Annotated in this window: 20 protein-coding genes, 2 pseudogenes and 1 riboswitch; of the genes and pseudogenes, 10 read left to right on the top strand and 12 right to left on the bottom strand. The window is 62.3% G+C overall.

Annotated elements, in window-relative coordinates; all coding sequences use genetic code 11:
• Positions 1-2: 2 nt before the first annotated feature.
• The 4 genes from ACZ889_RS16440 to ACZ889_RS16455 form a co-directional block, all read right to left on the bottom strand.
• Positions 3-389, bottom strand: a complete 387-nt coding sequence (locus tag ACZ889_RS16440) for a cobalamin biosynthesis protein (RefSeq protein WP_003253817.1) — start codon at positions 387-389, stop codon at positions 3-5.
• On the bottom strand, positions 389-1075 hold the full coding sequence (locus ACZ889_RS16445) for a CbtA family protein (RefSeq protein ID WP_180688175.1): 687 nt from the start codon (positions 1073-1075) through the stop codon (positions 389-391). Before ACZ889_RS16445 ends, ACZ889_RS16440 begins: the two co-directional genes overlap by 1 nt.
• 9 nt (positions 1076-1084) lie before the next feature.
• The gene (locus tag ACZ889_RS16450; protein WP_003253813.1) at positions 1085-1273 is read right to left on the bottom strand and encodes a CbtB domain-containing protein; all 189 of its coding nucleotides are present in this window, start codon (positions 1271-1273) and stop codon (positions 1085-1087) included.
• Between the two features lie 93 nt (positions 1274-1366).
• Positions 1367-1589, bottom strand: a riboswitch (cobalamin riboswitch).
• A gap of 119 nt (positions 1590-1708) precedes the next feature.
• Positions 1709-2188, bottom strand: coding sequence for a GNAT family N-acetyltransferase (locus tag ACZ889_RS16455; RefSeq protein WP_003253811.1), 480 nt, complete (start codon positions 2186-2188; stop codon positions 1709-1711).
• A 123-nt stretch (positions 2189-2311) separates the two neighbouring features.
• On the opposite strand from ACZ889_RS16455, the gene ACZ889_RS16460 reads away from it, so the two are divergent.
• The 4 genes and pseudogenes from ACZ889_RS16460 (at position 2312) to ACZ889_RS16475 (ending at position 5347) form a co-directional block, all read left to right on the top strand.
• On the top strand, positions 2312-2941 hold the full coding sequence (locus ACZ889_RS16460) for a LysE family translocator (protein WP_012052198.1): 630 nt from the start codon (positions 2312-2314) through the stop codon (positions 2939-2941).
• A gap of 21 nt (positions 2942-2962) precedes the next feature.
• A pseudogene (locus tag ACZ889_RS16465) lies at positions 2963-3836 on the top strand (alpha/beta fold hydrolase).
• Between the two features lie 96 nt (positions 3837-3932).
• On the top strand, positions 3933-4820 hold the full coding sequence (locus tag ACZ889_RS16470; RefSeq protein WP_047605212.1) for a pirin family protein: 888 nt from the start codon (positions 3933-3935) through the stop codon (positions 4818-4820).
• A gap of 266 nt (positions 4821-5086) precedes the next feature.
• Complete coding sequence (locus tag ACZ889_RS16475; RefSeq protein WP_033725899.1) at positions 5087-5347, top strand: DUF1652 domain-containing protein; 261 nt, start codon at positions 5087-5089, stop codon at positions 5345-5347.
• A gap of 105 nt (positions 5348-5452) precedes the next feature.
• Here the strand turns inward: ACZ889_RS16475 and ACZ889_RS16480 are convergent, their stop codons facing one another.
• The 6 genes from ACZ889_RS16480 to ACZ889_RS16505 all read right to left on the bottom strand — a co-directional run bounded on the left by ACZ889_RS16480 (position 5453) and on the right by ACZ889_RS16505 (position 12259).
• A complete protein-coding gene (locus tag ACZ889_RS16480) occupies positions 5453-5740 on the bottom strand; it encodes a hypothetical protein (protein WP_003253801.1) in 288 nt (95 codons plus the stop codon).
• Positions 5741-5909: 169 nt separating this feature from the next.
• Positions 5910-6557, bottom strand: coding sequence for a DNA oxidative demethylase AlkB (gene alkB / locus ACZ889_RS16485; protein ID WP_180688173.1), 648 nt, complete (start codon positions 6555-6557; stop codon positions 5910-5912).
• 158 nt (positions 6558-6715) lie between these two features.
• A complete protein-coding gene (locus ACZ889_RS16490; protein ID WP_180688172.1) occupies positions 6716-8161 on the bottom strand; it encodes a curlin in 1446 nt (481 codons plus the stop codon).
• Between the two features lie 16 nt (positions 8162-8177).
• A complete protein-coding gene (locus ACZ889_RS16495) occupies positions 8178-8651 on the bottom strand; it encodes a curlin (protein WP_014861749.1) in 474 nt (157 codons plus the stop codon).
• Positions 8652-8666: 15 nt separating this feature from the next.
• Entirely contained in the window at positions 8667-10898 is a 2232-nt protein-coding gene (locus ACZ889_RS16500) for an Ig-like domain-containing protein (protein WP_180688171.1), read from the bottom strand.
• A gap of 32 nt (positions 10899-10930) precedes the next feature.
• Positions 10931-12259, bottom strand: coding sequence for a hypothetical protein (locus tag ACZ889_RS16505; protein ID WP_476257574.1), 1329 nt, complete (start codon positions 12257-12259; stop codon positions 10931-10933).
• Between the two features lie 268 nt (positions 12260-12527).
• On the opposite strand from ACZ889_RS16505, the gene ACZ889_RS16510 reads away from it, so the two are divergent.
• The 6 genes from ACZ889_RS16510 (at position 12528) to ACZ889_RS16535 (ending at position 18925) form a co-directional block, all read left to right on the top strand.
• A complete protein-coding gene (locus ACZ889_RS16510; RefSeq protein WP_476257575.1) occupies positions 12528-13445 on the top strand; it encodes a LysR family transcriptional regulator in 918 nt (305 codons plus the stop codon).
• Positions 13446-13529: 84 nt separating this feature from the next.
• On the top strand, positions 13530-14459 hold the full coding sequence (locus tag ACZ889_RS16515) for a hydroxymethylglutaryl-CoA lyase (protein WP_047605215.1): 930 nt from the start codon (positions 13530-13532) through the stop codon (positions 14457-14459).
• Between the two features lie 24 nt (positions 14460-14483).
• Positions 14484-15674 (top strand): CaiB/BaiF CoA transferase family protein, encoded by a 1191-nt coding sequence (locus tag ACZ889_RS16520; RefSeq protein ID WP_088512677.1) that lies wholly within the window; start codon positions 14484-14486, stop codon positions 15672-15674.
• A gap of 12 nt (positions 15675-15686) precedes the next feature.
• Positions 15687-16211 (top strand): gamma carbonic anhydrase family protein, encoded by a 525-nt coding sequence (locus ACZ889_RS16525; RefSeq protein WP_076403117.1) that lies wholly within the window; start codon positions 15687-15689, stop codon positions 16209-16211.
• 67 nt (positions 16212-16278) lie between these two features.
• Positions 16279-17595 carry an MFS transporter gene (locus ACZ889_RS16530; RefSeq protein ID WP_476257576.1) on the top strand — a complete coding sequence of 439 codons (1317 nt, stop codon included), beginning with the start codon at positions 16279-16281 and terminating at the stop codon, positions 17593-17595.
• A 49-nt stretch (positions 17596-17644) separates the two neighbouring features.
• The gene (locus ACZ889_RS16535; RefSeq protein WP_014861743.1) at positions 17645-18925 is read left to right on the top strand and encodes an OprD family porin; all 1281 of its coding nucleotides are present in this window, start codon (positions 17645-17647) and stop codon (positions 18923-18925) included.
• Positions 18926-18937: 12 nt separating this feature from the next.
• Here ACZ889_RS16535 and ACZ889_RS16540 read toward each other — a convergent pair whose 3' ends face one another.
• Both ACZ889_RS16540 and ACZ889_RS16545 read right to left on the bottom strand, forming a co-directional pair.
• Positions 18938-20086 (bottom strand): DUF6708 domain-containing protein, encoded by a 1149-nt coding sequence (locus ACZ889_RS16540; RefSeq protein ID WP_476257577.1) that lies wholly within the window; start codon positions 20084-20086, stop codon positions 18938-18940.
• Positions 20086-20289: pseudogene (locus tag ACZ889_RS16545) on the bottom strand (hypothetical protein); the annotation flags it as partial. The gene ACZ889_RS16540 and the pseudogene ACZ889_RS16545, both read right to left, overlap by 1 nt.
• Positions 20290-20367 lie beyond the last annotated feature (78 nt).

Below are 20367 nucleotides of genomic sequence, written 5' to 3' on the forward strand. Positions count from 1 at the left end.
GCTCAGCAGGCCAGGGCGAGCGTCGCCGGGCCCAGTACCTGGCGCGTCAGCAGCAGCCTGGCCGTACCCTGCCGCTGGCTGGCCAAGGCCAGTGCCGCGCTCTCGGCTACGCCCCAACAGCCACTGTGCTGGTGGGCAGCGGCGGAACGGTGGCTGAGCAGTGGTTCATAGGGTTGCAGTTGCGCGCCATGGTACAGCACCAAGGGCAAACCGAGGCGCTCTGCCAATTGCTGCAAGCCGGGCTCGTCGGCCTTCAGGCTGATGCTTGCGATGCCGCGCAGGTCGGCCAGCGCCAGCCCCTGATTGTCCAGGGCCTGGCGCAGCAAGCGTTGCAAGGCATCTGCCGGGCAACCCCGGCGGCAGCCAAAACCGGCATAGAAGGCAGGCATCAAGCCTGGCTGGAACGGCGGAACAGCCAGGCGCTGAGCAGGCCCAAGGCCAGCCAGAAGGCGGCGTTGGTGAGCCAGGAGGCGACTTTGAACTGGGTTTCCAATGCTTCAGGGGCCAGGCTTTCGTGCACATCGGGTTGCGGTGCACCGATCACATGAGGAATGACCAGCAGCACGGCGCCCAGCGCCTTCAGCAGCCAGTGGCGGGCGAACACCAGCAAGGCCAGGCCCAGCGCTGTGGCACTGGCTGTACCAACCCACCAGGTTTGGCGTTGCCCCAGGTCGGCGGCCGCAGTCCCCGGCAGTTCTGGTGGCAAGCCCAAGGTGGGAGCCAGGCAGAACACGGCGAAGCCAGCCAACCCCCACAATGCGCCAGTGGTAGCGCGTTTGGGCTCGCGAAGGCTGTACAGGGCGGCGAGGATCAGGGCGAAGCCGACTGCGACCACCAGGTTGCCGCCTGTGGTGGACAGCACGCGCTGCCAGCCGTCTTCCGGCGACCAGGCTTCGGCGCTGTGTTCATGAGCGGCCACTTCGCTACCGTGTTCGTGGTGTGCGGCCGGGGCCGAGGACTCGTAGGTTTCCGCCTCCAGAATCAGCGGGGCAACCCAGAAGCTTTGCAGCAAGGTCAGCAACAGGGCTGCAAGGAGCCCGCTGAAACCCGCCGTACGGGCAATGCGCGTGATCATCAGGCGTACTCAGTGGCAGGGGAAGGCGGCGCTGTGGCGGGTGTCGTGGGCAGCGTTGTGCACAGCCTCGATGTGCGAGAACCCGGCAAAGTACACTAGGCACAAACCCAGCAAGCTGGCACCGACGGCGATGATTACACGCTGGCTGAGGGTAACGGGGGTAGCAAGGCTGTGTTGTTTGGCGCTGGTGACGGGCATGACGCGATCCTCTGCTTTTTGTGGGCAATGGGCGAGCGCGGCAGCCCCGGACGTGGTCGCCCAAGGGAATGCAACAGCGCCCGCCCACCGCGGGGTGTTCATGAACGCCAGGCCGGTCTCCGGGCTTGCGAGGAAGAGCTGGGCTCCTGGAACGCGTCACCTTCCCATGCCGTACTACGAGGCACAGTGGTACAGACGCTTCACTCGCTTACCGTTGCGGGGGCAGCACCGGCATTGTCCGGCCCTGCTGAAGGGCCTGGGACGCACCGGTTTCCCGTTTCACCCCCTGAGGGGCACCTGAACGCGAGGCATAAGGAGAGCATGGGGCGGGCTTGGCGTCAATGTCATACAGCGTGCGAGGCTGTCGAACAGCAGGTACGACAGGCTCAGGCCTGCAGTCTTCTTCCAGCAGGCAGAAGTGCAGAAACCGGGCGATCACCCGCGGGCGAATGCCGCCAGCTTGTCGCCATCCAGCCGGTAGCGCACCCACTCATCCTGCGCCTCGGCCCCCAGTTTCTGGTAGAAGCCGATCGCTGGCTCGTTCCAGTCCAGCACGCTCCATTCCAGGCGCCCGCAGTTGTTCGCCAGCGCTTCGCGGGCAATGTGCTGCAACAACTGCCGGCCGGCGCCATCGCCGCGTTGCTCGGGGGTTACGTACAGGTCTTCCAGATAGATGCCATTGCGCCCGAGCCAGGTCGAGTAGCTGTAGAAGTACACGGCAAAGCCAATTGCACGGCCATCACGCTCGCACATCAGGGTGTGCACAGTGCTGCCTTCGTCGAACAGGCTGTGCTCGATGTCGGCAAGGGTGGCGACCACCTCGTGGCGCGCGCGTTCGTACTCGGCCAGTTCGGTGATGAAGGTGAGGATCTGCTCGGCATCGGTACGAACGGCAGGGCGAATGGTGAGGCTCATGGTGACGGCTTCCTTGATCCGGATTGTCGGTACAGTGATGTGTATCTGCGTAATTTAATCGAACTGTACCGGTTGCTGGGAGTGGCGCTCCGTTAGTGTGACAGCACCCATAAAGAAAGTGGAATGCCCGCCATGCTTGCCTCTGCCGACCTGCTGACCGCCTTTGTGCTGTTTGCCTTTGTGTCTTCCATCACCCCGGGCCCCAACAACACCATGTTGCTGGCCTCGGGGGTGAACTTCGGCGTGCGCCGCTCGGTCCCTCATGCCTTGGGTATCAGTTTTGGTTTCATGATGATGGTGCTGGCCGTCGGCCTGGGGCTGGGTGAGGTATTCAAGGCCTGGCCACCCCTGTACACGGTGCTGCGCTACGCGGGCGCCGCCTATCTGCTGTACCTGGCCTGGAAGATCGCCACTTCCGGGCCGGTCGGCACGGCCGCGTCCAGTGCCCGCAAACCGCTGGGCTTCTGGGGGGCGGCGGCGTTCCAGTGGGTCAACCCCAAGGCTTGGGTGATGGCGGTAGGGGCGATTACCACCTACACGCCAGCGCAAGGCTATGTAACCAACGTGATCGTCATTGCGGCCTTGTTCGCGTTGGTCAACTTGCCCAGCGTGGGGGTATGGGTGATGTTCGGCAGCGCCCTGCGCAACCTGTTGCAAAACTCGCGCTGGCTGATGCTGTTCAATGTCGTGATGGCCCTGTTGCTGGTGATTTCACTGTACCCGCTGCTGTTTGTAGAATCAGCGTTTTCCTGACCCCGAGAGTACAGTAAGCCGATGCAGTTGATTCCCTGGTCCCACGAATGCGCCGAAGGTTTCACCCTGCGTGGCTGGCGAACCCCGGCCAGTGGCAAACCGCTGCTGCACTTTCTGCATGGCAACGGCTTCTGTTGCCTGGCTTACCAACCGTTGCTGATGCGCCTGGGCGAGCATTTCGACCTGTGGCTTTGCGACGTTCAGGGCCATGGGGACAGTGACCATGGTGGGGTGTTTCGCGGCTGGAACCGCACCGCTGCCTTGGCGGTGGAGGCCTTTCAGGGCGGGCGTGGCGAGTATGGCGACGTCCAGCGGTTTGCCGTAGGGCACAGCTTTGGTGGCGTGCTTACGGGGCTGATCCTGGGCAGTGAGCCGCAACTGTTCGCACGTGCCGTGCTGCTTGACCCGGTACTGTTCAGCCGACGCATGATCGGTGTGATGGGGGGCGGCAGCCCTGGTCGGCCTGCATCAGCGTCACGCCCTGGCCCGTAAGGCCGCCAGCCGCCGCAGCCACTGGCCCGATCGCGAGTCGGCGTTGGCCTCGCTGGAAGGGCGCGGTATCTTCAAAGGCTGGACCCATGCGGCACTGCAGGCCTATGTCGAGCATGCCATCGGTGAGTGTGGCGAGGCCGTGGTGCTCAAGTGCCGGCCCAGCCGTGAAGTGGAGATCTTCAGCTCATTCCCTAAACGCATGTGGGCCAGTCTGGCCGCAATCACGACGCCGACACGGGTGTTGTATGGCGAAGACACCTATCCCTTCGTGCCACACTCGGTGAATCGCCTGGCGCTGCTAAACCGCAATGTGACCGCACGGCAAGTTCCTGGTGGGCACTGTTTCATGCAGGAAGACCCGGCCATGGCGGCGGAGCAGGTGCTCGATTTCTTGCAGGGTTGATTGTTCCGCACGTGGGACGATGCATGCCATTTTAGCCAGCTACCGCGTGATTGGCATCATTGATAAGGTTATCTCAGCCAAGAGAGGAGCCTTCTCATGAAAACGATTCTGGGTATTCACCGCAGCCCCCACGCCCATTGGGTGGGGGATGGCTTCCCGGTGCGCAGCCTGTTCACCTACGACAACCTGGCCAGCCGGATCAGCCCGTTCCTGCTGCTGGACTACGCCGGTCCGCATGATTTCACCCCGACCCAAGCACGACGCGGCGTAGGCCAGCATCCGCATCGCGGCTTCGAGACTGTGACCATCGTCTACCAAGGTGAACTGGAGCACCGTGATTCCACCGGTGCTGGCGGCTTGATCGGTCCAGGTGACGTGCAGTGGATGACGGCGGCCAACGGCATCATTCATGAAGAGTTTCATTCCCCGGACTTTGCACGCAGTGGCGGCACGCTGGAAATGGTCCAGCTGTGGGTGAACCTGCCGGCGCGGGACAAGCGTGCAGCGGCCGGCTACCAGACGCTGCTGGCCGGCGACATTCCGGTGGTAGCGCTCGACGGTGATGCCGGGCGCTTGCGGGTGATTGCCGGTGACTACCATGGCCACCAAGGGCCGGCCAGAACCTTCACCGCGATGGACGTGTGGGATTTGCGGCTCAACGCCGGCGCGGCCTTGCAGTTGCCGGTCGCTGCCGGTCGCAATGCGGCGCTGGTGGTGTTGCGTGGTAACGTTCGAATCAACGGCGAGCGCGAAGCAGGCCCGTCCAGCCTGGTGCTGCTCGACCGGGAGGGTGTAGACGTAGCCGTCGAGGCGCTGGACGGCGCAAGTGTGCTGCTGCTCAGCGGTGAGCCAATCGATGAGCCGATCGTCGGCTATGGCCCGTTCGTGATGAACAGCCAGGCGGAGATTGCCGAGTCGTTCGATGATTTCCATGCCGGGCGGTTTGGGCAGATGCAGGATGAGAGGGGAGGTGCCGCGCACTGATCTTGTTGATTGGGTGGGGGTGGCCTGTTCCGGCCCTGTCGCTGGTCAACGCGTTGCTGACCAAGACCACTCGTCGTCAAGTCTGCTAATGCAGTCGAACACTCGGCCCACGCGGAGAATCTTCCACTAAGGTGCTAAAGGATCCCCCGCAAGCTCATTGCCCGGGCGCATGGACAGCTGGCCGAGCATGCGCAATATCAATTGGCGCCCCGCCCGACAAAGGCGTACTCCCAAACAACAGGCCATCCCACAGAGAGGGTCGTACCATGTCGTTGATAGGCGTTTCGATACTAGAGATGCGGCAACTGATCGAGCAGGCCTGCTTGCCAGACCGCTGTGAAGTCAGCTGCCCGGACGGCGCCAACCTGACCATCCGCCTGGGCCAGGGCCAGGATCTCGATCAGGGCGTGACCCTCAGCGGGGTCGCGCTGCAAAACCTCAACAGTTGCCGTGACCTGGTCAACCTGGTGGAGCAGCTGCATGCGCTGCGTGACAACCACCCGGCGCCACTCAAGGCGATTGCCTGAGCGCGCCTGTCGTGCCCCGGTCAGCCAAGGCTGGCCGGGCATAGGTGGCTGCTGAAAGCAACGCGCTGGCATGAGCCCAGGCAGCCACAACCCCCGTTGATCGGCTTATTGCAGTTCCAGCAGCAGGTTCAATCCACCGTCGCCGCACTTTCCCTTTTCGCGAACCACGCCGTGGTAACTCCGCCCATCCCAGACGAAGGCCACACTGTGAGCTCGGTCGATCTTGTCAGGCAGTGGGGGGCAAACGTGCAGGCGCAGCCCTGGGCGACCCTGCAGGTTGAGGGCGGCGAGCTGGCATTGGCATTCCACGCGTTGCGCCACCGGGCCGAACAGGGTGTCGCGTACGTAATCGAGCTGCAGCGAAGCATTGGGGGCGCGGCCAGGCATCTTCATCGGTACATGGCTCCGTTGCAACGGCTCGAAGAACCAGGCGGGTTGGGCATGGCAGGCTCCAGACAAAAGAAAGGCGGCTTATCATTCGAAGCTTGCCTGGCCAAGATGTTCAATGTGTTTCATGCGCGTTCATCTTGTTTTGCGCCGGGTGGCAGATGACGGCCCCTGTTCAGGCACCCGCCTTGCGCAAGGTCAGGTTGATCCGCCGTTCGCCCAGGCGCGGATGCACACCGGGTTTGATCGGTAGCACGCCGTGGAAGCGCAAGCGGTCTTCGCCGCCCCAGACCAGCACATCGCCGTGGCTCAGCGCAATGCGCTGAGCCTTGTCGGCACGCTGCAGGCCGCCGAACAGGAACACCGCCGGTAAGCCCAACGACACCGACACGATCGGCTGGCCGAAATCCTGCTCGTCGCGGTCCTGGTGCAGGCTCAGGCGCGTGCCCGGCAGGTAGTGGTTGACCAGGCAGGCATCCGGCACGAAACCGTCAAACCCGGCCAGGGCTGCAGCGCGGGAGGCCAAGGCGAGCAGAACCGGGGGCAGGGCGGGCCAGGGCTGGCCACTGAGTGGGTCGCTGGGGCTGTATCGGTAGCCATGTTGATCACTCACCCACCCCAGCGTACCGCAGTTGGTCAGGGCCACTGCCATGCGCAGGCCTCCTGGGGTGTACATGTGCCGGAACGGCGCAGCACGCAGCACCGGACGCAGGGCATCGAGCAGCGCCTCGGTTTCGGCCAGGGCGAAGCCGGGCAGCAGCACGGTGTGGCTGGCCAGGCGTTGCGGCTGGGGGCCGAACAGGTCGAGGTCGGACTGGATCATGCGGCTGCACATCTTCGAGCGGTTTGCCATTGTACCCGACAGCTACACGTCAGGGGATTGCACGCGCCGGCCGGATCGAACGATTGCAGAGGGCGGGATAACAGAAAAAGGAACCGCGGCACCAGGGAGAGGAGCACCGCGGTTCAAGGGGGAGCGGTTTACTGCTGGGTCACAGTGGCCAGGTTCGCGCTGCCCAGCTGGGTGATGGTGGCGGATTGGGCGACACCACTCTGGTCGACGAACGCCTTGTTGCTTTGGCCTCCCTGGGTCACGTAGGCGACGTTGATGCTGTCAGTCTGTTTGATGGTGGCTTCGTTTCCACTTCCGTAGAGTTGGTTGGTGTAGCTCTGGTTGCTATAGCCGGACTGGTCGAGCGTGATGGTGTTGCCGGTGCCCTGGCTGCTGCCGTAGGCATAGTTGTCGGTCCCACGCTGGTCGGCGATCAGAATGTTGTCAGTGCCGTTCTGTTCGAAGTACAGCTCGTTGCTGACATCATCCTGCTTGGTCGACATCTGGTTGCCTTTACCCGTCTGGGTCAGCGTGGCCAGCTGGTCAGCGCCCTTCTGGGTCAGATTGACGCCGTTGCCATTGCCAGCCTGGTTGATGGTGGCGTTCTGGTTGGTGCCGAACTGGCCACCCATCTTGGCGCCTTTCCAGTTACTGGCGGTGATGCTGTTGCCATTGCCTTGGGTGTTGATGGTCAGGTTGAGGTTCTCACCATTCTGATAGGTGAAATGCAGGTTGTTGTTGCCGGTTTGGGTAATGGTGGTGGTCGAGTTGTTGGTCTCGAACTGGTCCGACCAACTGGCGTTGGCATTGCCTTGCTGCGACAGGCTGACCTTGTTGCTGACGCCGAAGCTCTGGTCGATATAGCCTTCGTTCGACTGGCCGGTCTGGACTACGGAGGCCTGGCTACCGATCTGTGTGTCCTGCCACACTTCCACGGAGTTGCCGCCCCCGTACTGGCCGATGGCAATGGTGCCACCGGTGCCTTCGCGCTGGTCGCCATAGGCCCAGTTGTCGTGGCCATCCTGATAGACCTGGATATCGCCATCGATATGGTTCAGGTGCTCGGCGGCGGCGTAGTTGTCCTGGCCGGTCTGGTTGACGGTGCTGCGGTTGTTGCTGCCACCGAAGGTCTGCTCGATGAACGCTTCGTTGCGCTGGCCGGATTGCCAGCTGGTGGCTTTGCTGCCTTCCTGGCTGTCCTGCCACACGGTGGATTTATTGCCGACGCCTTGTTGGGTTTGCAGCGATTCGTTGTTCGACCCTATCGACTGGCTGGCGAAGGCATCGTTGTAGCTGCCTCCGGCGTGCTGGGTGATCTGGCTGCCGTTCTCGAACAGTTGCTCAGCGTAGCCGGCGTTGTACTGGCCGGTGGCGCTCTGCTGAATATCGCTGGTGCTTTCGGCCTGCACGGCGAGGTGGTTGTGGCCCTTGCCAGTCTGGTTCTGGGTGGCCGAGGCGAAGGATGCCTGGGTCTGAGAGACTTCGGCGATGTTTTCCTTGCCGTCCTGGGTCTGGGACGAGGTGCTGTCAGCAGCCATGGCCTGACCTGCGAGGGCCAGGACGATAGCGGCACTTAACGGAGCGAGCTTGTACATGGTGGTGCCTCCAGGTCTATCGGTATTGGGTGATCTGAACATGCTGGCCATTGCCAGCCTGGGTCACGGAGCTGTTGAGCCCCGAGCCGGACTGCACGATGCTGGCGCTGTTGTCGTTGCCGATCTGCTCGATGGCAGCGTTGTTGCTGCTGCCGCTCTGGCGAATCGACGCGCTGTTGCCATTTCCCTGTTGGCGGATGATGGCCATCAGGTCACTGCCTTCCTGCAAGATGTACGCTTCCTGGGCACCGCCGGACTGGACGATACGGCCCAGCAGGGCCTGACCGTTCTGGTCGAGGGCGGCGCGGTTGCCTGACCCTTGCTGCTCGATCACCGCAGCCTGGCCGGCACCGGCCGGCAGCAGGCGGATGATCACTGGTTCACCGAGGTCGTTGCCGGGTGCAAGGTCGGCATTGTCCATCAGGTCCTCTGCCCAGCAGGCCTGGCCCGCCAGGGCCAGGCAGAGCAACAGGGAGTACAGCCGTTTCATCGAAGCCTCCGGCTTTTACTGCACGACTACGTTGACGGTGCGCGTGGTGCCTTGGCTGGTGGTGATCGTCGCCGTCGGTGCCGCAGTCGGGATGATCGTGGTGCTATTGCTTACCACCAGGCGCCAGCGGCCGGTCAGCGCTACCGTGGCCGTCCCCAAGGTCTGGACGCCCGTGGTAGTGGTTACCCGCACGGTTACGGTATTGCCGGTGGTCACCGACGAGGTGCCACTGATGTCCCAGTTGTAACGGTTGTTGGAGCGCGCCGTGACCGTGGCTGTCGTGACGGCGAAGGTTTCAGCGGCAGGCCGAGGCGACACGTTGACGGTGACCGTACCTGGGGTGGACAGCCCCCCCAGCGAGTCACGTGCCTGGTAGGTGAAGGTGGTGGTGAAGGCAGTGGTTACAGTGGCCGGTGGGGTATAGGTCACGGTTGTGCCGTCGGTGCTGACCGTGCCACGGCCGGTGGCCGGCTGGGTGATGTTGGTCACGCTCAGCGGTACGTTGCCTTCTGGATCGGTGTCGTTGGCCAGCACGTTGATGGTCAACGGCACGCCCAAGGTGGCGACGGTTTCCGGGTTGGCAGTCGGTGCCTGGTTAGGTGCGACGTTGATCGTGACCGTGGCCGGTTCCGATTTCAGCCCCTTGGCATCCACCGCCCGGTAGCTGAAGTTGGCTACCAGCGGTTGTGTGGCCCCGGTCGGCGGCGTGTAGGTAACCGAGGTGGTACCATTCATCACGACGCCGCCAAGGCCGGTCCCGGGTTGGGTCAGGTCGCTGATGGTCAGCGGCACGTCGCCATCCGGGTCGCTGTCGTTCAGCAGCAGGTTGAGTGTGATCGGTACACCGACACTGGTGCTGCCGACATCGGCCTGGGCGAGCGGTGGCTGGTTGGCGGCCTCGACCGGGGCGTAGCCGACCACGATCACTGGCTCTACATCACTACCGCCGCGGGCAGACTTGACCGTAACGGTGGCGGGCGGTTGCGCCAAGTCGTTGACCGTGATGCTTTGCAGTGTGCCCGATTTCGACAGGCGGCCGTAGCCTTGGGCGAGCAGGTCGGGGACCGCTACTTCGTCGCTGGAACTGGCCTCGATCAACAGACGTTTGTTGGCCCAGTCGTAGCGTGCGGTGCTGACTTTGACCACGTCGCTGAGCTTGCTCGAGAGCGCAGTCGGCTGGGTGCCGCCGACTGCGTTGCTGGCGGTGACAACCACCACCTCTGGCGGCACCGACTGGTTGAACTGCTGGCTGAAGAACAAACCGTTGTTGTCCGAAGTCAGGGTGAACTGACAAGGCGAAGGCGGCGTGCCGATCAGTGCCAGGCCATTGCGCATACACAGGCTGGCCTCACTCGGCGCCTTGGCGAACACTTCCACGCGGGTACCGCTGCCGTTGCGCGAGTAGGTGGCGCGCTCCAGGGTGACCGGGGTTTGTGCTCGCGGGTCCAGCACCTTGCCAGACACGGTGAACGCGTTGGTCTGAATGGCGCCCGCGGGCCCTTCGATGCGCACGAAGTTGGTATTGAAGGGGCTACCCGTGACCGCTTCGGTGATATTGGGGTCGCCGATGAAGGTTTCGGTGGTGCCCGTGTCAGGGTTGACCTCTGTATATGGCCCGCCAACCCCCTTCAGCCAAGGGCCGATCGCCCCCCCCAGCGCCCCCTGGAAGTTGCCCGGAGCACCGATACCGATGTCCCGGGTGATGTTGATCGCGCGACGACCTGCCGTGGTGACGTTGACCGTCTCCACCCCGTAAGGGTGCGTGATGGTGTAGGTACCGGTGCGTGGGACCGATGCGCGGATACGGATGCGGGCGAAACTTTGCTGATCACCGTCTACCGGGTTTTCAGCAGCGAAGGCTGCCTCTATACCGGCAACGTAGACCTCCAGTTCATATCCGCTGTTACCCACTTGTGGTATCGAGGTTTCGGCCAGGAACCAGAACATCTCGGGTGGCCAGTTATCTGGAAATACCAGCGGCAGGGCATCGTCATAGACCCCGGGCTCGGGCAACAAGGTGCACATGTAGGCGGGCGCCCCGGGTGCGCCTGGCGCACGGGTGCTGGTGGCACGCGACTGGCACAGCTCCAGGGATTGGTCGAGGCTGTCCTTGTACCACATCGGATAGCCACCCGTGGCGAAGGTGTAGGGCCCCGGGTCGACATCAGACAGCGCGGCAAACGCGGCGCTGGTAACGGTAAGAGAGAAACCGGCGGCCAACAGCGCACGGCGCGACCAAGTGTTCATGCTGCCTCCTTGAAGGCTGAGCCTTTGTCTGTTCATGGCACCAGCACCACGTCTTCGGTGTCGCTACCACCGTTGGCGCTGGTGACCTGCACCTTGGCCGGCGGAATGGGCGAGAGGGTCATGCTCAATGTCTTCACGGCGCCGGTACCGCCCAGGTTGCCGATCAGCGTGCCGTTGCCGGTATGTGCGGTAAGTACTGGAGGTGTTGTTTCGTCACTGGTGCTGGCCACCAGGGTCAGCTCGCCGGTGGACAGGCGGTACTGGGCCTGCGTGATGGTGACCAGGTCGGTCAGGGGAACGTTGCTGGTGGTCAGGCTGCTGGTCGGGATTGCCACGCTGTTGTCAGCGGACAGCGTCACGAGGGTTCCGGCCGCCGGGTTGAGGGCTGACTGGGCGTACCAGGCGCCGGTGCCGTTGGCCTCGGTGAGGCTCAGGTTGGGGGTCTGACTGGTCAGGGTGACGCTTGCCGGTGGCGGCGGGGCCAACACGAAGATGTCTTGCTGGGCGATGAGGTCGCCGTTCTCGGTATGGCGTGAGTAAGTGCTGCGTTGTGGCATCAGCGGGGTTGGCAGGGCCACTTCGGAAAGCTTGCCCGAGACAGCGAACAGCTCGGTGCGCAGGTCGATGCCACCAGGGCCTTCGATGCGCACGTAGTTGGTGTTGAATGGGCTGCCCGTTACCCGTTCTTCCAGGTTCGGGTCACCGATGAAGCGCTCGTTGCCTTCGGTGTAGGGGCCGTTGACACTGCGCAGGAACGGCCCGACATCGCCCTTGAGTGCGCCGGTGAAGTCGCCTGCGCCGGCGATGCCGATGTCGCGGGTCATGTTGATCGCCCGGCGCCCTGCAACGGGCACATCGAACACTTCAACACCATAGGGGTGGGTGACCACGTAGGTGCCCGCGGTGGGTACGTCGACCCGGATACGGACCCGGGCGAAGCTGACCTGGTCACCCTCGACAGGTTCCTCGGCGGCGAATGCCGCTTCGATCGCCGTGCCATAGCTGAGGTCGATGCCACGCGCAGCGTCGACGATGGCAGCGTCGGCAGTGAACCAGAACGCTTCGTCAGGGAAGTTGGTGGGGAAGACGATGGGTTGGGTATCGTCGAACACACCAGGCGTGGGCAGCAGCGTGCACATGTATGAGGGTGCACCAGGTGCGCCGGCGACCCGGGAGCTGACGGCCTTGGTCAGGCACAGGTCGAGGGTACGACCGTGGCTGTCCTGGTACCAGGCGGGGAAGCCGCCATTGGCTGGGACGTAAGCGCCTGGATCGACAGCGTTCAAGGCGGCCTGCGCGGGAAGCTGGAGAATGCCGGCGAAAATCGCCACTGCCAGCGGGTGGGGTATCGGTCGGTGCATGAGTCAATTCCTCCTGCAAACGGGCCCATGGACTTGGGGCGTCTGGGAGGAGATCGGCAAGAGCTGTGCCAACACCTGAAAAATGCTTTGCAGGCCTTGTGGTGCAGGGGCTACAGATTCTCAGTAGGGCTTTATGCCAGCCGCTGGCGGTGGGCAGCGTTCCCCCAAGGTTGGGGATTGGGGGCCGGTAATTCAAACCCGGTTTTAGAAGCCAATGCGCTTTTTGCTACAGTGCTACGGCGGTCCCTTCCCCAAGCCGAGCCAAGCGATGCAACCCCTCGACCACCTTTCCCTGAACCTGTTCATCGTCGTCTGCGAAGAAGGCACCATCGCCCGCGCAGGCGAGCGCGCGTTCATGGCGCCGTCCGCCGTCAGCAAACGTATTTCAGACATCGAGGCGCGCTTTGGCACCGCCTTGCTCAAACGTAGCAAGCGCGGCGTGGAGCCCACCCCGGCGGGGCTTGCACTGCTGCGCCATGCCAGGGAAATGACCCGCGCCATGGAACGCCTGGACAGCGAGCTGAGCGAATACGCCCACGGCGCGCGTGGTCATGTGCGGGTGCTGGCCAATGTATCGTCGATCATGGAGTTTCTGCCCGAAGAACTGTCAGCGTTCATGCTGGAATACCCACTCATCCAGGCCGATATCGAAGAGCGCTTCAGCGCCGATGTCGTTCGTGGTGTGGCCGAGGGCACTGCAGACCTCGGTATCTGCCGCAAATCCATGGCGGTGGGTGACCTGGATTTCGTACCGTATCGGCAGGATCACCTGGCCGTGGTCGTTGCTGCTGACCACCCGTTGGCCGGCCGCAGCCAGATTGCCTTCGAGGAAACCCTGGGTTACGACCACCTGGGGCTCTCGGCCTTTGCCACATTGAACGCTTTTATGCGTAAAAGCGCCGAACAGTCAGGCAAGGCGCTGCATTTTCGTTCGTACGTGTCGTCGTTCGACGCGGCATACCGTCTGGTGCAGTTCGGCCTTGGCCTGGCGGTGTTTCCGCAAGAGGCCGTGTCCCGCTATGCGGCGTTGTTCGACCTGCGGGTCATTGCGCTGACTGACGACTGGGCGCTTGGCGAATTCGTCATCTGCATGCGCGACCGGCACACGCTCTCGCTGTCGGCTCGGCGCCTGCTTGACCACCTGTTGCTGCGTGCACCGGCCTGGCAGCTGATCCATCGTGGCTGACGATGGATCAGCCCGCGAAACACGTCTTTTCTGCCCGTCATCCAGCTCTTAGTCTGGCGCAACGCTTCAGACAGAGAGACCGGGATGACAACAATAACAATCAATGAAGTCGGCCTGCGCGATGGCTTGCAGAGCCTGCAAGTGATCATGCCGACAGCAGCCAAACGCCGCTGGATCGACGCCGCTTACGGCGCCGGCGTGCGCCATATGGAAGTCGCGTCGTTCGTGTCGGCACGCTTGCTACCGCAGATGGCCGATGCCCGCGAAGTGGTGGCCCACGCCCTCACGTACCCGGACCTGCAAGTAACCGTGCTGGCTCCGAACCTTCGTGGCGCAAGGGACGCACTTGAATCGGGTGCACACCGCATCGTCGCCCCGGTATCGGTGAGCACGGCGCACAGCCTGGCCAACGTGCGCCGCACGCCAGTGGAGATGGTCGAGGAACTGGGGCGCATGTGCCAGCTGCGTACTGAAATGGGCCTGCATGGGGTGCAAGTCGTGGCCGGCATGTCAGTGGCCTTTGGCTGCACCCGCCAGGGCGAGGTGCCGCTGGCTGACCTGTGTGCGTTGACCCGCCAGGTGATCGAAGCCGGTTGCGACCTGGTCTCCCTGGGGGACACCACTGGCTATGCCAATCCGGGCCAGGTTGCAACGGTGCTTCAGGCCGTACGGGAGATTGCAGGCGACCGTCTCAAGGCCGCGCACTTCCATGACACCCGGGGCCTGGCCTTGGCCAACAGCCTGGTGGCGGTGCAGCAGGGCATTGGGGAACTGGATGCCTCCCTGGCGGGCTTGGGAGGGTGCCCGTTCGCCCCTGGCGCGTCTGGAAATACCGTGACCGAAGACCTGGTGTTCATGCTGCAAAGCATGGGTTACGACACCGGCATCGACTTGCCTGCACTGATCGAAACCCGGCAGGTACTAAGCGAAGCGCTACCGGGCGAGCCACTTTACGGCTTCATCGCCCGGGCCGGATTGCCGCTCAACTTCGCCAACACACACCGCCACGCCTGAACTGCCCGTAAGAGGAGCACCACAATGTCCAGACTTCCCTTGGACGGCATCCGTGTCGTTGAGATTTCGCATATGGTCATGGGCCCGACGTGCGGCATGATCCTCGGCGACCTTGGCGCCGAGGTCATCAAGATCGAGCCGGTACGCGGCGACGGCACACGCCGTTTGCTGGGCGCAGGGGCGGGCTTTTTCCGCACCTTCAACCGCAACAAACAATGCATTGCTGTCGATGTTGAAACGCCCGAGGGCCGTGAGGCCGTGCTGCAACTGATCGACACCGCCGACGTCTTCATCGAGAACTTCAAGCCCGGGCGTATGCAGAAGCTGGGTCTGGGCTACGACGCACTGTGCCAGCGCAATCCAGGGCTGATCTACGCCTCGCACAAGGGGTTCCTCAGCGGGCCATACGATAACCGCCTGGCGCTGGATGAAGTGGTACAGATGATGGCCGGTCTGGCCTACATGACAGGGCCGGTAGGGCGCCCGCTGCGCGCAGGCAGCTCGGTGAACGACATCATGGGTGGCATGTTCGGCGCCATTGGCGTGCTGGCTGCACTCAACGAGCGCCACAGCACCGGCAGGGGCCGTGAGGTGCAAAGTGCCCTGTACGAGAATTGCGTGCTGCTGGCTGCCCAGCATATGCAGCAGTACGTGGTCACCGGTGAAGCCGCAGCGCCGATGCCGAACCGCATCAGTGCCTGGGCCATCTATGACGTGTTCACTTTTGCCGGTGGCGAGCAGATGTTTGTCGCCGCCACAGGGGAAGGCCAGTGGCACGCGTTATGCCGGGTACTGGGGCAGACCGCTTTGCTTGATGACCCAACCCTTGGTAGCAATAACGACCGCGTGTTGCAGCGGCCACGGCTGCTGGCGCACCTGGCCGAGGTGTTTGCGCCGCTGGACGCCGGGCAGTTGGCGGTGCAGCTGGAAGCCAACGGCATTCCTTTCGCGCCGATCCGCCGCCCTGAAGAGCTGTTCGAGGACCCCCACCTGCTACAGAGCGGTGGCATGGCCGAGCTGCAACTGGAAGACGGCAGCCACACACCGATGCCGTTATTGCCGCTGTCACTGGACGGCCAGCGCCTGCAGCCACGGCGGGCGATCGCGCGGATTGGTGAGCACACCCGCCAAGTGATGCGTGAACTGGGTTACAGCGACGCGCACATTGCCCAGCTGTGTGCGGCGGGCGTGCTGAAAACAGACGACGCGGCGTGAGGAGGGCTTGAGATGGCGATCTACCAATATGACAACCTTGCACCCAACCTGCACCCGGAAACGTTCATCGCCGAGGATGCCAGCGTCATCGGCGACGTTACCCTGGAACAAGGCGTCAGTGTATGGCCGCAGGCCGTGCTACGGGGCGACAACGAAGCGATCCATATCGGCCAGCACAGCAACGTGCAGGAGGGTGCTGTCTTGCATGCCGACCCCGGCTTTGCGTTGACAGTGGGGCAAGGTGTCACCATCGGCCACCAGGCCATGCTGCACGGCTGCACCATCGGCGATGGCGCGCTGATCGGCATTCAGGCGGTGGTGCTCAATGGCGCGGTCATCGGCAACAACTGCCTGGTGGGTGCCGGCGCTATCGTCACCGAAGGCAAGGTGTTTCCCGACAACTCGTTGATCCTGGGCGCACCTGCCAAGGTAGTGCGTGAGCTCACTGCCGAAGCTATCGCCGGTATGCAGCGCAATGCGACCGAGTACGTCGCAAAAGGCCAGAGCTTCAAGGAAAAGCTGATCCGTATTCGCTAAAAAACCTGCTGGTGACGCCCTTCGAGGCGTCGCTGCTCTCCAATAATTACAAGAATGGAGATTCACCATGGTTGCTTTGACCGGCGAACTGGCGCGTGAGCGCAACGACAGTCACATCAATGAGCTGCTGCTATACCGCCGTGTGGCCTGGCGCATCATGCCGCTGGCTATCATCTGCTTCCTGTTCTCCTACTTCGACCGCATCAACATCAGTTTTGCGAAGACACAAATGCAGCAGGAACTGGGCCTCAGCGATGCTGCCTACGGCCTGGCCGCGAGCATGTTCTTCGTCGGCTACGTGCTGTTCGAAGTGCCCAGCAGTCTCGGCCTGAAACGCTACGGGGCTCCGGCCTGGATCTGCCGGATCATGGTGTCCTGGGGCCTGGCGACGGCTGCGCTGGTATTTGCCTATACCCAGTACACGCTGTACTTCCTGCGCTTTCTGATCGGCGTCATGGAGGCCGGTTTCGGCCCGGCGATCCTGTTCTACCTGGCATGCTGGTTCCCGCGCAAGCACCTGGCGAAGATGAATGGCCTGTGGTTCCTGGCGGTGCCGCTGGCCGGGGCGGTGGGTGGCCCGGCTGCGGGCTTTTTGCTGGGGACAATGGACGGCGTGTTGGGCCTTGCTGGCTGGCACTGGTTGTTCCTGATGTCCGGGCTGCCGTGTGTGCTGCTGGGCCTACTGGTGCTGTGGAAGCTGGACCGCGATATCGAAGCGGCGAAATGGTTGAGCCGCGAGGAGAAGGACTTGCTGGCGGAGAACCTAGCCCAGGACAAACGCGCTGCAAAACCGATACTCGGCTCGATCTGGCGGGTATTGCTGACCCGTGAAGTGGCGATCATGGCGTTCATCTACTACGTGGTCAAAACCGCGTCCTACGGGCTGAATTTCTGGATGCCGCACCTGATCAAGTCCTCGGGGGTGCAAGACATGCTGTGGGTTGGCGTACTGTCGGCATTGCCTTATGCGGTAGCGTGCATCGGCATGGTGTTGCTGACTCGCCACTCCGACCGCACCGGCGAGCGTAAGCGCTATCTGGTGTACTGCCTGCTGGCGGCCGCCGTCGGTTACCTGCTGGCGTGCCTGTTCTCCGACTCTCCCTTCGCGATGATGACCGCGCTGGTGCTGGCCACCGCGGGCACCTTTATCGCTATCCCGATCTTCTGGACCATTCCACAGTCGACGTTCTCGGGGCTGGCCATTGCCACCGGCACCGCCGCGATCAACTCGGTGGGACAGCTGAGCGGCATCGTTGCACCAGTGATGGTGGGCAAGATCAATGACCTTACCGACAGCACCTACATGGGCATGCTGTCAATCGCGCCGCTGATCCTGGTCGCATGCCTGGTGGTGATGCGTTGCGTGCGCAACCCCAAAAGCTGATTGGCGCTGAGTCTTCGAACAACAACAAGAATAAGCACAAGGCATACCAATGATCGTGATCTTTCGGCGAGCATCGCTGGTGCTCTCGGCGCTTTACTGCGCCTGTCAAACCGCCCAGGCTGCCTTTATCCATGACGGCAGTGGCAACCTGGAACTACGCAATTTCTATTTCGACCGCGACTTTCACGGTGACAGCGCCACGCAATCGCGGCGCAGTGAATGGGCCCAAGGCTTCATGCTGCGCTTGCAGTCTGGCTATACCGACGGCGTGGTTGGCTTTGGCCTGGACGCAGCCGGCATGCTGGGGCTCAAGCTGGACTCATCGCCTGACCGTAGCGGTTCCGGCCTGTTGCCGCGAGGCAGCGACAAACGCGCCGCGGATGACTACGCCAAGGCCGTGGCTACCTTCAAGGCCAGGCTGGCGCAGAGCGAATTGAAAGCGGGGGGCCTGAGCCCGCAACTGCCATTGCTGGCGTCCAACAGCAGTCGCTTGTTCCCCCAGTGGTTCAACGGTGTGCAACTGGTGAGCAAAGACTTGGACCGGTTTACGTTCACCCTGCTGCAGGTGAATGCCACCAAATTGCGTGACTCCACCGACTATGAGGACCTGACCGCCATGGCGCAGCAAGGGGCCTATTTGGCGACGGTCACCAGTGATCGTCTGCGCTACGCCGGTGTCGATTACCAGCCGTTGAACAACTTGACCCTCAGCCTTCACACCAGTGTGCTCGAAGACCTGTTCCGGCGTGATTTTGCCGGTTTCAAGTTCAAGACCCGCCTTGGGCCGGGGGATGTGTTCACCGAGTGGCGCTGGTTCAATGCAAGGGAGCAGGGCCGGGCGTTGCTGGGCGGAGTCGACAATCAGACCCTCAGTACCAACTTCGGGTACAGCGTTCAGGGCCACACGTTCAGTGGCGGCTATCAGAAAGTGCGTGGGGATACGGCCTATGCCTACGTGGGGGGCACCGATACCTACCTGTTCAGCGAACAGCAGGTCAGCACATTTGCCTTGGCCAACGAACGGGCGTGGATGCTGCGCTACGACTTCAACTTTGCTGCCGTGGGCATCCCCGGGCTGACGTTCAACGTGCGTTATGTAAAGGGCGATCAGGTGGACCCGCAACGCATTGCCAGCGTCAAGGGCAGGACATTGGCCGCTGGCGGCGGAGAGGGGCGGGAATGGGAGCGGACTACGGATATCACCTATGTGGTGCAGTCGGGGGCGCTCAGGAATGTGTCGCTGCGTTGGCGCAATGCGAGCATGCGCTCGAATTTTGCCGATGCAGCGGATGAGAACCGGGTGATCGTGGGGTACACGTTCGAATTCTGAATTCAGACACAATCATTCGTTGGGCGCAGCCGGTTTCTCTTGCGCTTTGGATCTGCGCGGTTTGCGTGGCTTTTTCGCCGGCCGCTTGCCGGGCTTGAGCTGCCAGCGGTCGGCGTTGGCGAGCAGGCGTGCCTGGATTGCGGGTGGGTAGTCGCTCAGGGTTGTCACGGGTGGGACTGGCTTGCCGGGCAGGCCGGCCTCGCGGATGACCTTCGGCCAGCGCGGTCGCCAGCACAGCAGCAGGCTGAGCCAGTGGGCGGTGCCGATGATGACGAAAGCGGGCCAGACAAACAGCAGTGCAACTTTGAACAGCCAGCTGCTTTTGCGGAAGAAACGCCCAAGGCCTTCGAACTGGGCGCTGAATGCCTGGATGGGTGAGGGTAGCTGGGTGCTCAGGCGGGGGCGGGGGACGGCGTGTGGGCCTTCTTCCATGTAACGGCGGATGAATTCCCACTCATCACGCAGTTCGCTGCCGCCTTGGCCTTGTTTGCCGAGCAGGGCCATCTCCATGTGGGGCAGGCCGGTGCGGCTGGGGTGCCAGACCAGGCCTAGTCGCATGCCCATGCTGAGTGAGTCATCTTCTGGATATAGGCCAGTGCTCCCGGTTGCATTCCACGGGAAAGTGACGATGCCGCCGCAGTATTTCGGTCGATGTAGGTGAACTTGTTGGGTTACTCGGTTGAAGCGAATGAGCAAATGCCGACTGGTCAGCATCTCCAATCGGGTCAAGTGTAATCCATACTTTGTGTAAAAAAATATCGTAGCACCTGATACGAGTGCCATCATAAATGTCAGTGCCACCATCAGAAGTGATCGAGCCTCACGGTCTGTTATGTCTTCCCAGAGAAAATACAATGTGGAGATTGTCGTAACACCTATAATGGGTATGATTCCACCTAACGTTGCAATTGTTATGAGTCCGCGCTTTTCCTCTGAGCCACCACATCGCATTTCAATAAATGTGTCGTTGAAAGCGAAAACCGGTCCGCGTGTGTGGGGTTTTTCGCTAACAGTTTGGAAGTGTATGTCCTCTTCCAGATCTCCTTCGTAAAAGTCCAGGTTGGCTCGCTTCTCAGCAGGTGTTAACTCTGCTTCGTACGCTTTTCGTTCGGTCTCTGACTCGGTTGCTATTTGCCAGAATCCCCATTCAATCAAATACATTACAGAACCTCGCTGAATGCGGCATGTAGCGCCATCAATTCTTCTTGCTCTTTGTAAGGCTCCGAGTTTTTCCCCGCGCGGAAGCTGCTGCGCTTGCACCACTTTTCCAAAGCGTCATCTTCAAAGATGTAAATGATCAGCGTCAAAGCGAGCCCTATCCAGAACGCGCCGAGAACTAAACGAGCGAGCAGTAGCCTCGCCGATTACGCACTGGCCGGTCTGCTCGGCAAAGGCCAGGCCGTTGAAGAGGTCGGCGTTGTCATAGCGGTCCAGCGCTTGCA

It is taken from the genome of Pseudomonas sp. TE3895 (assembly GCF_056278855.1).